This is a genomic window from Flavobacterium sp. (genome assembly GCF_046153165.1).
Lineage (GTDB): Bacteria > Bacteroidota > Bacteroidia > Flavobacteriales > Flavobacteriaceae > Flavobacterium.
In genome coordinates this window covers 39,466-53,808 of the sequence record NZ_JBJXEN010000001.1, presented here as the reverse complement: position 1 = coordinate 53,808, position 14,343 = coordinate 39,466, and the positions used below count along the sequence as shown (strand labels likewise).

Below are 14,343 nucleotides of genomic sequence, written 5' to 3'. Positions count from 1 at the left end.
ACTTTTGGAAAAATATAAAATTATAATTCATTAGTGCACAACCTGAAATAAAATAATAATTATTAGTAGGATTGAATATAATAAGTAATAATTTTAGCTTGTTAAAAAAAATAAAAGTATGTTAAAAGTAATGACAATTGTAGGCACTCGTCCAGAAATAATAAAATTAAGTCGTGTAATGGCGGAGTTGGATAAGTATACAAATCATATAATAGTGCACACTGGTCAAAATTATGATTTTGAGTTAAATGAAATATTTTTTCAAGAACTAAAAATCAGAAAACCAGATTATTTTTTGAATGCATCAGCCATAACAGGTACAGAAACCATTGCTCAGGTTATTACAAAATCTGATGAGGTTATGGCAAAAGAATTACCGGATGCTATATTGCTTTATGGGGACACAAATAGTTGTATGTCAGTAATAGCTGCTAAAAAAAGAAAAATACCTATTTTTCATATGGAAGCAGGAAACCGTTGTTTCGACCAACGAGTTCCTGAAGAAATTAATCGAAAAATTGTAGATCATTTAAGCGATATCAATATGCCTCTTTCTGAGCATGCTAGAAGGTATTTAATTGCCGAGGGAATTCGTCCAGAGACAATTATAAAAACTGGTTCGCCAATGAAAGAAGTTCTTCTTTTTCACAAAGAAGATATTCAAAAATCGAATGTGTTAGAAAAAGAAAATCTTAAAAAAGGAGATTATTTCATTGTTAGTACACATAGAGAAGAAAATGTAGATTCAGAAAAAAATTTCTCAGATCTATTAGAATCATTAGATGCTATTATTAAAAAATATAATAAAAAGATTATCGTTTCTACACATCCTCGAACCAGAAAAAAGCTTGAATCGATGGGATTTGAAAATTTAAATCCATTGATTGAGTTTATGAAACCCTTTGGTTTTTTGGATTATATTAAATTGCAACAAAATGCATTTTGTGTAATTTCTGATAGTGGAACAATAACAGAGGAATCGTCTATCCTTAATTTTCCAGCAATTACTATACGTCAAGCACACGAACGTCCTGAAGGAATGGATGAAGGAACTCTTATAATGACTGGGTTACAGAGTGATTTGATACTAAATTCTATAGATATTGTGACTTCTCAGTTTGAAGGAAATAATGATGTTATACAAATAATACCAGATTACAAAACGGATAATGTTTCAAAAAAAGTGGTGCGTATTATTTTATCTTATACCGATTATATTAACAGAGTAGTTTGGTCAAAATTCATTTAAAAGTATGAAAAAAATATTGCTTTTTGGTGCCACAGGAATGGCGGGTCATGTTGTTTATTCTTATCTGAAAGAAAAAAATCAATATGATATTGTAAATGTAGTTTTTCGTCAGAAATTAAACGAAGAAAGTATTGTTGTAGATGTTACAAATAAAGATTCAGTTACCGCTTTGGTTCTAGAACAAAAACCCGATATAATTATTAATTGTATTGGTGTTTTAATAAGAGGATCTAAATCACACCCTGATAATGCTATTTATATTAATGCTTATTTTCCTCATTTGCTTAAAAGATTGGCCGACGAAGTTAATGCAAAATTAGTTCATGTAAGTACTGATTGTGTTTTTACAGGAAATAAAGGCAATTATACAGAGAACGATTTCAAAGATGCAGATGATGTTTATGGAAGAAGTAAAGCTTTAGGAGAAATTAATAATGATAAAGATTTAACCATTAGAACCTCAATCATTGGACCTGAATTAAAAACTGAAGGAGAAGGTTTGTTTCATTGGTTTATGAATCAAAATGGTAATGTAAACGGATTTACCAATGCAATTTGGGGAGGCGTAACGACTATCGAATTAGCTAAAGCAATTGAGGCAGCAATAAAAGAAAAACTTACTGGATTAGTTCACTTAAGCAATGGACTTCCAATAAGTAAATACGATATGTTGCTTTTGTTCAAACAAACTTATAATAAAGATAATATTTTGGTATTACCTTTCGAAGGAATTCCATGTGACAAATCTATTGCGAAATCTGAATTATTTTCTTATGAAGTTCCTACTTACAACAAGATGCTAACAGAAATGTTAGATTGGATGAGGCTTCATCCAGCATTTTATGAAGAAAAATATTTTTAATGAAAACTCTTCAGATAAATACCGTTTATAAATTTGGAAGTACAGGTAAAATAGTAAGCGAAATTCACCATCAACTACAAAAAGCAAATCAAGAATCATTTGTGATTTATGGTAGAGGTAAAACTTATTCTGAAAAAAATGTTTATAAGACTTCACCAGATTGGGAAGGAAAACTTCAAGCTTTGTACGCTAGGGTTACAGGGGATTTTTATGGAGGGGCCTTTTATTCGACTTATAAATTAATTAAGAGAATAAAGTCAATTTCACCAAATATAGTTCATATTCATCTCATGAATGGAAATTATGTTAATAACTATAAATTATTAGCATTTTTAGCTCAAAATAATTATAAAACTGTTGTTACACTTCATGCTGAAATAAATTATACAGGTGTTTGCGAACATGCTTTTGATTGTGAAAAATGGAAAACAGGATGTGGAAACTGTCCACAAGTTTTTAAAAAATACCAATCTTTATTTTTTGATAAAACAGCAACCGAATGGAAAAGAAAAGAAAAGGCTTATGCCAAGTTTAAATCACTAACTTTAGTAAGCGTTTCGGAGTGGTTACAAAATAGAGCAAAACAATCCCCTATGTTCAGTAATCGTGATTTTTATATTGTAGGAAATGGTATTGATACAAAAATATATCATCCTATTATAACAAATAGTCTGAAAGAAAAGCTTGGGGTAAATAACGAGAAAATAATATTGCATGTAACACCGTCGTTTAATAGTATTGTAAAAGGAGGAAAACATGTAATTGAAATAGCTAAAAGGTTACAAAATGATAATGTTAAAATTATTATTGTTGGATTTGACGGATTTGACGGAGAGATTCCTTCAAATGTAATTACCATAAATCACACTAATTCTCAACAAGAATTGGCACAATATTACTCTTTAGCAAATATCACATTACTAACAAGTAAATTAGAAACTTTTTCGATGGTTTGTGCAGAATCACTTTCATGTGGAACCCCAGTAATAGGTTTTAAAGCAGGTGCTCCGGAACAAATAGCTATTCCTGAATTTAGTGAGTTTGTAGAAAATGGTAATATTGATGCTTTAGAAAAAGTGGTTAGAAAATGGCTCGATTTAGAAATTGACCCGCAAAATGTAGTAGAAAAAGTGAACGGGAAATATTCAACTGAAAAAATGTTTAGAGAATATATGTCTATTTATGAAAAAATGGAATAACCATTGTGATTGAATGTAATAATATGAATAAGAAAAACTTACCTAAATTATTGGTTATAACCGTAAATGCTTGGTCGGATCAGAATTCAACGGGGAATACAATTTCTAATCATTTTGGTAATTGGGATCCAACCAAATTGTCGAATATTTATTTGAGAGATGAAGAAATAGACAATGATTGCTGTACTACTTATTTTAAAATTTGTGAAAAAGATATTGTAAACTCTTTTTTTTCTAAAAAAGGGATGGGTTCAGAGATTAATTATCTAAAACAAAACAAAACTAATTCAAATCCAAAAATTTTAAAAGCGTCGAAAATTAAGTCTTTTCTAATAAGGATTAGACCAACAATTATATTACTTTTAAGAGAAGTGTTTTGGAAAATTGGATTTCGAAGTAAAACTAATTTAAATAATTTTTTAAAAAAAAATGTACCTGAAATAATACACATGCACTGCCCTAATTTAATTTATGGGCATAGAATGCTGTATTATTGTCATAAACAAACCAAAGCAAAAGTGGTTCTTTTTTTTGGGGATGAAATTTATACCTATAAAAATTTTTGGCCATTAAGTGTAATATATCAATCAATTTTAAGGTATTGGATAAGAAAAAACATAAAAATTTCAGAGATAAATTATGCGGCTACTCCAGAATTATCTAGTTATTATTCACAACTTTTTGGAAAAGAATTTAAAGTATTATATAAAGGTGCAATTATACTGCCTCCAAGTCCGAAATTACATTCAAAACCAATTAAGATAGTATATGCGGGGAATTTATTATACGATAGATGGAGGGCTTTATCTTTAATTTCAAAAGCGATTGAAAAAGTATCTACAAGTCAGACCGAGTTTCAATTGTCAATTTATACGGGTACTGCTCTTTCAAATGAAATGAATATTAGCCTTAATACAAAATACTCTTCAATTATAGGAGCGGTTCCATTTAGTGAGATAAAAAAAATTATAGAAAGTGCTGATATTGTACTGCACGTTGAGTCTTTTAAAAAGAAGTATGTTAATATAATAAAGTACTCATTTTCAACAAAAATTGTTGATTGCATCCAAAGCGGAAGTTGTGTTATGGGATTTGGTCCAATTGAATTAGCATCTATAAATTTTCTTAAACAATCTAAAGCCGCAATAGTTGTAAATACATATGATGATATATATACTCGATTACAAGAAATTATTCAAGACAATAATATAATTGATGACTATTCTACTAAAATGTATAATTTTTCTAAAAATACATTTAATCTAGATATAATTAGAAAAAATATTTATGAAGATATACTAGAGTTAGTATCTTTGAATGAACAAAATAAATAAATTTATAATACACTTATTATAATAATAGACTATTTTTATGAATATGTCATATTATAAAAAAAGCGTAGTCTATATATGAAAAAAAAAATATGTTTCATAGTCTCAACTCCATATACTGCAAAAGCATTTTTAGAGAGTCATTTTGAAAGTTTATCAAAGCAATATGAGTTGTATTTAGTAGCAAACTTAAATGATTTAGAATTACCTAATTATTCAAATCAATATTTGCAGGAAATAAAACATATTCCAATATGTAGAAAAATAAATCTTCTAGAAGATCTAAAAGCTTTATTTTTGTTAACCAAATATTTGAGAGAAAATAAATTTGATGTTATAGCCACTTTTACTCCTAAAGCGGGACTTATAGGTATTATAAGTGGAAAAATAGCTAAAACAAAACACAGAATACATTTTTTTACAGGTCAAGTATGGCACACAAAAAAGGGTTTTTTAAAAAATTTTTTAATTTTACTAGACAAACTTGTCGTATCACTAAGTACAAATATCTTAGTAGACGGACTACCACAACAGGAATTTTTAATTCAAAATAATATAATTGCAAAAAATAATTCGTTAGTTTTAGGTAAAGGAACCATAAGCGGAATCGATCTGGTTAAATTTTCCCCAAATGACCAAGTTAGAGAAGAACTAAGAAAATCATTAAATTATGAAGAAAATGATATTGTTTTTATGTTTTTGGGAAGATTAAATAGAGATAAAGGAATTTTCGATTTGGTAAAAGCATTTGATAAGCTCACTGAAGTTTATTCTAATGTAAAGTTATTAATTGTTGGTCCTGACGAAGAAAATGTTACAGAACAATTAAGTCAAAAATCAAAAGACAAATATCATATTTATGGTTCAACTGACTGTCCTGAAAAGACAGTGCAAGTATGTGATGTGTTTTGTCTTCCAAGTCATAGAGAAGCTTTTGGATTGAGTATTATTGAAGCTTCTGCTTGCCAGAAACCAATTATTTGTAGTGATACTTATGGACTGCAAGATACAATTGTCGATAATGTGACTGGATTGAGACATATTACACAAGATGTAAATTCACTTTACGAGAAAATGAAATATTTAGTTGACAATCCTTACGAAAGAATTAATATGGGTATTAAAGGGAGAGAGTATACTGAAGATTATTTTTCAAAAGAAATTATGGCTAAATTATGGTTAACTTATTTTAGTAACCTATTTTTCAAAAATAAAGAATTAAAACAATTTTAAATTATAAATTTGTTTTAATTTAGAACATAATAATTTCGCATGTACAAAAACCATTTAAAAATCATATTAGATTTTATTTTTGCATTATTGGGACTCATATTATTATTGCCTCTTTTTTTAATTGTTATGATTGGGTTGGCACTAGCAAACCGGGGGAATCCTTTCTTTTTTCAAAATAGACCAGGCAAAAATGGGAAAATTTTCAAAATTGTAAAATTCAAAACCATGACCAATGAGAAAGATAGCGATGGGAAATTACTTTCAGATGAAGAAAGACTTACATCTATTGGGTCTTTTATTCGTAAAACATCACTCGACGAGATCCCGCAACTTATCAATATTATAAAAGGAGATATGAGTCTTATTGGACCAAGGCCATTGCTAACACAATATTTACATTTGTATAATGATTTTCAGAATAGGAGACATGAAGTAAAACCAGGAATAACAGGTTGGGCACAAGTTAATGGTCGTAATGCCATATCTTGGGACAAAAAATTTGAATATGATGTTTGGTACGTAGATAATTGTTCATTTCTAATAGATGTAAAAATTTTATTCAAAACACTATTAAAAGTAATAAAAAAGGAAGGTATAAATGCAGCAAATGCAGCAACAATAGAACCATTCGATGGAGAATAATATAATATTATATGGCGCAAGCGGACATTGTAAAGTCGTTATTGATATTTTGCAATCAAATGAACAAAGTATAAAGACTATTATTGATGATGCGCCAAAATTAAAGACCATTCTTGGATTTAGTATTTTAAACTCAATTAAATTTGATTTTTCAAGGGCTCAAAATATGATTTTGTCTATTGGAAATAATAGAGTTAGGAGAGAATTAGCTAGTAAATTAAATACTAATTTTGTAATTGCTATTCATCCAAAATCTATAATTTCAAAGAGTGTATTTATTGGTGATGGAAGTGTAGTTATGGCAGGAGTGATTATTAATCCAGATGCAAAAATAGGTAAACATTGTATAGTAAATACAGGGGCTCTTGTAGAACATGATTGTGTTATTAGTGATTTCGTACACATTTCACCAAAAGCATATTTAGCTGGTGGAGTTATGGTTGGAGAAGGTTCTCAAATAGGTATAGGTGCAACCGTGATACAAGGAATAAAAATCGGAAAATGGGTTACTGTTGGAGCTGGTTCGGTTGTTATAAGAGATGTGCCTGATTATTCAGTAGTTGTAGGTAATCCAGGCAGAATAATTAAAGTAAATGAAAATGAATAGTCAAAAAATATGGCTTTCTTCCCCACACATGGGTGGAAACGAACAAAGTTTTGTTAATGAGGCATTTGAAACAAATTGGGTTGCGCCACTTGGACCAAACGTAACTGGTTTCGAACAAGATTTAGCAAAATATATAGATCAAGATTCTCATGTTGCTGCATTAAGTTCTGGCACAGGAGCTTTACACCTAGGATTAATTTTATTAGGAGTTAAAGCTGGAGATGAAGTTATTTGTCAGAGTATGACATTTTCAGCATCTGCAAATCCTATTATGTATCTAGGTGCAACACCAGTTTTTATAGATAGCGAACAGGATACTTGGAATATGTGTCCAATTACTCTCGAAGAGGCTATTTTAGATAGGATTTCGAAAGGTAAAAAACCAAAAGCAATTATAGCAGTACATCTTTATGGAATGCCCTATAAAATCGAAGAAATTCAAGCAATATCAAGTAAATATCAAATTCCAATTCTTGAAGACAGTGCCGAAGCATTAGGAAGTTCATACAAAGGACAGAAATGTGGAACATTTGGAGAAATAAGTGTTTTGTCATTCAATGGAAATAAAATCATAACTACTTCTGGTGGTGGAGCGTTAGTTACAAAAAATGAAAAAATAAAAGAAAAAGCAGTTTTTTTAGCCACACAAGCTCGTGACAATGCACCGCATTATCAGCATAGTGAAGTAGGTTATAATTACCGAATGAGTAATATTTGTGCAGGAATTGGTCGAGGGCAAATGCAAGTTTTAGATAAGCATGTTGGACTGCGAAGAGATATGCATCAATTATACGTCGATACTTTTGCAAATATTGATGGAGTTACGGTTCTTACCGAACCTGATTTGAATTATTTTTCTAACCATTGGTTAAGTGCTATCATTATAAATCCAGAAAAAACAAATGGAAAAGCAAGTGAAGGCTTTCGATTGGCTCTAGAAAAAGCTAATATTGAAAGCCGTCCGTTGTGGAAACCAATGCATTTACAGCCTGTTTTTGAATCTTACCCATACTATGGAAATAATATTTCTGACGGGTTATTTGAAAAAGGATTATGCTTACCATCAGGTTCAAATCTAACAGAAGAAGAAAAAAACAGAATAATTGCTGAAATTCAACTATTTTTTTAGTATTTTGCAACACTTTTTGAAAGATAAATGCCTAGAATGAAAGGGATTTAAAATATTGATTTTATCCTGAATAAAAGTATAATGTAATATGTTTTAAAGTAAAATTACTTTGGAAATAGAAGAAAAAGCAAAAATAAAGTCTGTCTTAAAACAGATTCTCATGTATAGTTCAAGGTCAAGTTTTAGTATTAAAAATCTAGGTTATTTACCTAGATGGGTGATATTATCTATTGATGTTATAACTATTTTTATATCAGGTTTCTTAACGTATTATTTGTTTAAAGGTATAGGTTTGCAATATTATAAATCTCATAACGAGGGTTATAAAATTGCTTTGTTTTTTATAACTAATATTTTCTTCTTTTGGTGGTTTAAAACCTATTCAGGAATTATTAGACACTCTTCTTTTATAGATGCAATAAAGATTGTTTTCTCACAAGTTTCTACATTTATAGTTTTAGTTATTTTTAATTTTGTTTTCTCTATCTATTTTAAAGATAGTCTGTTTATTACAACAGCACTTGTTATAAATATGATTGTTTCTTTTTGTCTATTGTTCTTATATAGAGTACTAGTGAAGCAATTTTTTGAAGTTTATTTAAAAGGAATTCAAAGTGAAAAGCTAGTCAGAGCAATTGTTTACGGTTCCGACGCAAATGCGATTTCGGTTTCTAATGCATTAATCTCCGAAATTCCAATGAGATTTAAGTTGCTAGGATTTATAGACAAGCACAATTCAAATTCTTCAAAAAGGATTCTTGATTTACCTATTTTAAATCAGAAAAAGAAAATTTCTGTACTCATGCGTTCTATGAATGCAGACGCATTAATAATTGCAGACAAGGGTCTTACAAAAGACGAGCAAATTGCTATTGTAGATGAGTGTTTAGAATTTAATCTAAAAGTATATACTGTTCCTTTAATATCGGATTGGGAGAATCAAAAAGAAATATCAAAAAAAATAAAGAGTTTCCAAATAGAAGATTTATTAGAAAGAAAACCAATCGTTTTAGATAACAAATTAATATCTTCTCAAATAAAAGGAAAAACAATTTTAATTACTGGAGCTGCTGGTTCTATAGGAAGTGAGATTGTAAGACAAATTATCGATTTTAATCCTGAAATTTTAGTCATTTTAGATCAAGCAGAAACACCTTTGCATGATTTAACGTTAGAGATTCAAAAATTAAATTCAAAAACCAAATTAGTTTCCCTTGTTGCAGATATAAGAGATTTAATGGGACTAGAACGAATATTTCGACAATATAAGCCAAGTTTAGTATATCACACTGCTGCCTACAAGCATGTGCCACTTATGGAAGAAAATCCTTCACAAGCAATATTTGTAAATGTGATGGGAACAAAAAATTTAGCCGATTTAGCTTTAAAGTATGAGACAGAAAAATTTGTAATGGTCTCTACAGATAAGGCTGTAAATCCTAGTAATGTAATGGGAGCAAGTAAACGAATTGCCGAGAAATATGTTCAGTCATTGTATTTTGATAAAAAAAATAATGGTTCTTACACAACAAAATTTATAACTACACGTTTTGGAAATGTATTAGGATCTAATGGGTCTGTAGTACCACTATTTTCTAAACAAATTGCAGAAGGAGGACCAATAACGATAACTCATGAAGAGATTATTCGTTATTTTATGACTATTCCAGAAGCTTGTCAATTGGTTCTGGAAGCAGGAGCTATGGGAAAAGGAGGGGAGATATATATATTTGATATGGGTAAGCCAGTAAAAATATATGATTTAGCTACAAAAATGATTCGTTTAGCTGGTTTTGTGCCAGATAAGGACATAAAAATTAAAATTGTAGGATTGCGCCCAGGCGAGAAATTATATGAAGAGTTGTTAAACGATAATTCGAAAACATTGCCTACGCACCACGAAAAAATTATGATTGCACAAGAGATAATAGATATTCATAGTGAAGTAGAAATTGCAATTTTAGAAATCGTTAAAGCTTCAAATGATTATGATAATAATTTGATAGTGACGAAAATGAAAATGCTAATACCAGAATTTAAAAGCATGAATTCTACTTTCGAAATTTTAGATAACTAAACAGACCAGAATTCAAACTATTTTTAATAAAAAAAGTATCTTTGAACTCAAAAATATAACAATGAAAAAAAGAAATTTATTAATATACTTTTTATTAGGACTAAATTTATTACTAATAACATCGTGTGGTAACAAAAAACAAATCGCTTATTATCAAAATATAAATCAAGTTGCTAGTCAGGAAATAACAAATAATTTTGAATCAAAAATTCAACCAGATGATTTGTTAATGATTGTAGTTTCAACACCAGATCCTGAAGCTGCAGCACCATTTAACCTTGAAACAATTTCAGTGCCTACAGCAATCGGACAAACAACTCAAGGGCAAAGACAACAACAATTATACTTAGTAGATGCTAACGGGCTTATCCAGTTTCCAGTTTTAGGAGAAATAAAAACTGGAGGGCAAACAAAAGCAGAAATTATTTCCCTACTTAAAAGTAAACTAAAAAAATATATTAATGACGCTATAATAAATATACGTATTATAAATTTTAAAGTTACCGTGCAAGGAGAAGTAGTGAGACCTGGGAGTTTTACTATTGCTAGTGAGCGTATTACATTGCCAGAAGCATTAAGTTTAGCAGGTGATTTAACTATTTACGGGAAAAGAGATAATATAATTTTAGTAAGAGAGGTAAATAATAAAAAAACATTTAATAGAATAGATATTACAAAAGCTGATTTTATAAACTCTCCATATTACTATTTATCCCAAAATGATTTACTTTATGTAGAACCAAACAAAGCAAAATCAAATACTTCAACAGGATTTAATCAAAATGTTCCCATTTGGATTTCGGTAGCCTCATTAATTTCATCTGCGGTTTTATCAATATTGTTAATAAATAAAAATTAAGTTTTATAATGTTAAATAATACTATAACTGATTTAGCGGAGGATAATGCTATAAATTTTCGAGAACAATTATTTAAATATTTAGTGCATTGGAAATGGTTTTTGCTAAGTGCTTTTTTCTTTTTCTTTTTAGCTAAATTATACTTGAGATATTCAATTCCTGAATACAAATCACAAACAACATTACTGATAAAAAGAGAAGATTCAGGAGGGATGTCCTCTGAACTTGCTGCATTTCAGGATTTATCAATGTTTTCTGGTGCAAAAAGAGATCTTGATGATGAAATAGAAGTTTTAAAATCTAGATCATTGGTTGAGAAAACAATTAAAGAAGGTAAGTTTAATATATCATATGCTATAGAGGGTCGTATTAAGTCTTCAGAATCTTATGGGGAAAATCCTGTAGCTATTGATTTTAAAGGAAATATTAAAAATTTTTTCGAAAAGGATACTATATTAAGTGTTAAAATTTTATCGACAAAAAAGTTCGAATTATTCAATGCCAATAATAGTCATGTAGGTAATTTTAATTTTGGACAGGTAATATCTTCAAAAGAATTGGGAGATTATGTTGTAAATATAAATGAAGAGAATGCTGAAGATGTAAATTATAACATTACTATAAGATTAGAATCTATAAAAAAGGCTACAAATAAATTTAAAAGTAAATTAGACGTATTAAATATAACAAAATTCACAAATGTTTTAGAGATTTCTTTCACAGATCCCGTTAAAGAAAAAGCTGAGGATTTTTTGGATAAATTAGTCGTAATTTATAATAATGATGCTATAGTTGACAAAAATTTAATTTCTGAAAAAACTGCTCGATTCATAAATGAAAGATTAGGAATTATTACAGGGGAATTAGATGGTGTAGAAAAAGATGTAGAAAAATATAAAAGTAAGAATAGTATTACAGATCTTCCTACTGAGGCAGAATTGTATATTAAGAACTCTAGTGACTCTAAAAAAGATGAGGTCATAATAGGCACGCAACTTAAAGTTGTGGGTATAATGATTGATTTTCTGAAAAGTAATAACAATAATGATATAATACCTGCAAATATTGTTCCTGATGATAATAATTCATCTTCTCTAATTGCGGAATATAATAATTTAGTAATAGAAAGAAATAGAGTCCTTAAAAGTTCTACGACAGAAAATCCAATTGTCATTAGAGTTAATGATAAAATTAATTCTTTAAAATCAAGTATTTCTGAAAGCTTAAATAAGCTAAGGTCTTCATTAGTAATAAAAAACAATGCTATTGCTAATCAGGGAAACATTGTTAATGGAAGAATTTCTCAAATCCCAAGACAAGAAAGAGAATTCAGAGGAATTTTTAGACAACAACAAATTAAAGAGGAATTATATTTGTATTTGTTTAAAAAGAGAGAAGAAACAGCAATAACTCTAGCAGCAACAGCGCCAATATCTAAAGTTGTAGATTACGCCTATTCTTCGGATACGCCTATATCACCTAAAAGAAGTCTAATTTATTTAGTTTCGTTGATACTAGGATTATTAATCCCTTTTTCAATTATTTATATATTAGACTTACTTGATACTAAAGTTAAAAATAAACAAGATATTGACAGCAATTTATCAATACCTTTTATAGGCGATGTTCCACATTCTGATTCTCATAATGAGATTATTCAATCTAATAGTCGTACAAGTTCTGCCGAAGCTATTCGAATTATTAGAACCAATTTAGAGTTTATATTAAATGATGTAGAAAAAGAAAAAGCCAAAACTATATTCTTAACATCCACATTGCCTAAAGAAGGGAAAACATTTATCGCAATTAACCTTGCTGCAACAATTGCAATATCAGGCAAAAAAGTATTACTTATTGGTATGGATATTAGAAATCCTAAGTTAGATGAATATGTTAAATTACCTTCTAGAGGATTGACAAATTTCTTGTCAACTAAGGATGCTAGTATTAGCGATTTTATAGTTAAACAAAAAGGCTATGAGAAATTTGATATTCTTCCAGCTGGTATAATTCCACCTAATCCAGCCGAATTGCTAATGAGTAAAAAAGTTGAATCTATGTTCGAACAGCTAAAATCAGAATATGATTATATAGTTGTAGATACTGCTCCTGTAAGTTTAGTAACAGATACCTTATTAATCTCCAAAAATGCCGATACTTTTGTATATGTTGTTCGTGCAAATTATCTAGACAAAGCATTTTTGAGAACACCAGAGTCACTATATAAAGAAGGTAAACTTCCTAATATGTGTGTTTTGTTAAATGATACAGATACAAAAAATGGCTATGGTTATGGCTACGGGCAAGAAGAAGTTAAAAAACCTTGGTATAAGAAAATTTTTAGTTTTTCAATACTTGGATAAATAAAAAAGAGAGGCATTTGCCTCTCTTTTTTTATAAGAAAAATTGATTATTTGCGATTGCTTCTTTAAGAGGTTGTAAATCTTTTAATACCAATTTTTTATCAAAAGATTCAATATGTTTTTTATGATGCACATCAGATCCTACAAAATCGATTAACCCTTTAGAAAGTAATTTTTTTGCAGCTTCAGCAACTTCTTCACCATAATAACTAACAGCTGAGAGTAAATTTAATTGGAATAAGCAACCAGCATTTTTTAATTTTAAATATTCATTAAAATTGTTATGATAAAATAAATAACGCTCCGGATGAGCAAGTACAGGCTTGTATCCAGCAACTTGCAAATCAAAAATAATATCATACAATTGTATTGGAGGGTTTAAATAAGACATTTCTACTAATACATAATTATCCCTTAATGTCAAAATTTCTCCTTTTTTGAATAATGAAACAAAATGATCATCCATCAAATATTCAGCAGCAGCAGATATGGGTAAATTTATGTTATTTGATGCCAGATTAGAAATTGTTTCGGTTTTAAGAGTTTCAATTTTTTCTTTTGTATTATCCCAAAACCCACTAAAAATATGTGGAGTTGTGATGAATTTAGAAACGCCCATATTTTTTAATTCATTAATTAAAAAAATAGAATCATTAATAGTCTGTGCGCCATCATCGATACCAGGCAATAAATGCGAATGTATATCGATATGATTATCAGGGATTAAGTCTTTGAGTATGGCTTTGTGTTTATTAAAAAAAATCAATGTAGGTGAGTTTATATTTGGACTAC

The 14,343-nt window shown here is 29.1% G+C and carries 12 protein-coding genes; 11 read left to right on the top strand and 1 reads right to left on the bottom strand.

The features are described from left to right. Positions 1-118 precede the first annotated feature (118 nt). The 11 genes from wecB (at position 119) to ACKVOV_RS00195 (ending at position 13,551) form a co-directional block, all read left to right on the top strand. Positions 119-1,249: a non-hydrolyzing UDP-N-acetylglucosamine 2-epimerase gene (gene wecB, locus ACKVOV_RS00245; RefSeq protein WP_409204783.1), complete on the top strand. Its 1,131-nt coding sequence runs from the start codon at positions 119-121 to the stop codon at positions 1,247-1,249. A 4-nt stretch (positions 1,250-1,253) separates the two neighbouring features. Continuing rightward, entirely contained in the window at positions 1,254-2,111 is an 858-nt protein-coding gene (locus tag ACKVOV_RS00240) for a dTDP-4-dehydrorhamnose reductase family protein (RefSeq protein WP_409204782.1), read from the top strand. Beyond that, the gene (locus tag ACKVOV_RS00235; protein ID WP_409204781.1) at positions 2,111-3,310 is read left to right on the top strand and encodes a glycosyltransferase; all 1,200 of its coding nucleotides are present in this window, start codon (positions 2,111-2,113) and stop codon (positions 3,308-3,310) included. The genes ACKVOV_RS00240 and ACKVOV_RS00235 overlap by 1 nt, the downstream gene beginning before the upstream one ends. Positions 3,311-3,333: 23 nt before the next feature. Further along, on the top strand, positions 3,334-4,644 hold the full coding sequence (locus ACKVOV_RS00230; RefSeq protein ID WP_409204780.1) for a hypothetical protein: 1,311 nt from the start codon (positions 3,334-3,336) through the stop codon (positions 4,642-4,644). Positions 4,645-4,719: 75 nt separating this feature from the next. After that, on the top strand, positions 4,720-5,874 hold the full coding sequence (locus ACKVOV_RS00225; protein WP_409204779.1) for a glycosyltransferase family 4 protein: 1,155 nt from the start codon (positions 4,720-4,722) through the stop codon (positions 5,872-5,874). A 39-nt stretch (positions 5,875-5,913) separates the two neighbouring features. After that, entirely contained in the window at positions 5,914-6,516 is a 603-nt protein-coding gene (locus ACKVOV_RS00220) for a sugar transferase (RefSeq protein ID WP_409204778.1), read from the top strand. After that, positions 6,506-7,123, top strand: coding sequence for an acetyltransferase (locus ACKVOV_RS00215; RefSeq protein WP_409204777.1), 618 nt, complete (start codon positions 6,506-6,508; stop codon positions 7,121-7,123). Before ACKVOV_RS00220 ends, ACKVOV_RS00215 begins: the two co-directional genes overlap by 11 nt. After that, complete coding sequence (locus ACKVOV_RS00210; RefSeq protein ID WP_409204776.1) at positions 7,116-8,252, top strand: DegT/DnrJ/EryC1/StrS family aminotransferase; 1,137 nt, start codon at positions 7,116-7,118, stop codon at positions 8,250-8,252. The genes ACKVOV_RS00215 and ACKVOV_RS00210 overlap by 8 nt, the downstream gene beginning before the upstream one ends. Before the next feature lie 160 nt (positions 8,253-8,412). Beyond that, positions 8,413-10,329, top strand: coding sequence for a polysaccharide biosynthesis protein (locus ACKVOV_RS00205; RefSeq protein WP_409204775.1), 1,917 nt, complete (start codon positions 8,413-8,415; stop codon positions 10,327-10,329). A 61-nt stretch (positions 10,330-10,390) separates the two neighbouring features. Continuing rightward, a complete protein-coding gene (locus tag ACKVOV_RS00200; RefSeq protein ID WP_409204774.1) occupies positions 10,391-11,188 on the top strand; it encodes a polysaccharide biosynthesis/export family protein in 798 nt (265 codons plus the stop codon). A gap of 8 nt (positions 11,189-11,196) precedes the next feature. Then, entirely contained in the window at positions 11,197-13,551 is a 2,355-nt protein-coding gene (locus ACKVOV_RS00195; protein WP_409204773.1) for a GumC family protein, read from the top strand. A gap of 31 nt (positions 13,552-13,582) precedes the next feature. Here ACKVOV_RS00195 and ACKVOV_RS00190 read toward each other — a convergent pair whose 3' ends face one another. Further along, a complete protein-coding gene (locus tag ACKVOV_RS00190) occupies positions 13,583-14,317 on the bottom strand; it encodes a tyrosine-protein phosphatase (RefSeq protein WP_409204772.1) in 735 nt (244 codons plus the stop codon). Positions 14,318-14,343: the final 26 nt, after the last annotated feature.

Coding starts and splice junctions, on each gene's coding strand:
- wecB (WP_409204783.1), top strand. CDS start 119: ATGTTAAAAGTAATGACAATTGTAGGCACTCGTCCAGAAATAATAAAA.
- ACKVOV_RS00240 (WP_409204782.1), top strand. CDS start 1,254: ATGAAAAAAATATTGCTTTTTGGTGCCACAGGAATGGCGGGTCATGTT.
- ACKVOV_RS00235 (WP_409204781.1), top strand. CDS start 2,111: ATGAAAACTCTTCAGATAAATACCGTTTATAAATTTGGAAGTACAGGT.
- ACKVOV_RS00230 (WP_409204780.1), top strand. CDS start 3,334: ATGAATAAGAAAAACTTACCTAAATTATTGGTTATAACCGTAAATGCT.
- ACKVOV_RS00225 (WP_409204779.1), top strand. CDS start 4,720: ATGAAAAAAAAAATATGTTTCATAGTCTCAACTCCATATACTGCAAAA.
- ACKVOV_RS00220 (WP_409204778.1), top strand. CDS start 5,914: ATGTACAAAAACCATTTAAAAATCATATTAGATTTTATTTTTGCATTA.
- ACKVOV_RS00215 (WP_409204777.1), top strand. CDS start 6,506: ATGGAGAATAATATAATATTATATGGCGCAAGCGGACATTGTAAAGTC.
- ACKVOV_RS00210 (WP_409204776.1), top strand. CDS start 7,116: ATGAATAGTCAAAAAATATGGCTTTCTTCCCCACACATGGGTGGAAAC.
- ACKVOV_RS00205 (WP_409204775.1), top strand. CDS start 8,413: ATGTATAGTTCAAGGTCAAGTTTTAGTATTAAAAATCTAGGTTATTTA.
- ACKVOV_RS00200 (WP_409204774.1), top strand. CDS start 10,391: ATGAAAAAAAGAAATTTATTAATATACTTTTTATTAGGACTAAATTTA.
- ACKVOV_RS00195 (WP_409204773.1), top strand. CDS start 11,197: ATGTTAAATAATACTATAACTGATTTAGCGGAGGATAATGCTATAAAT.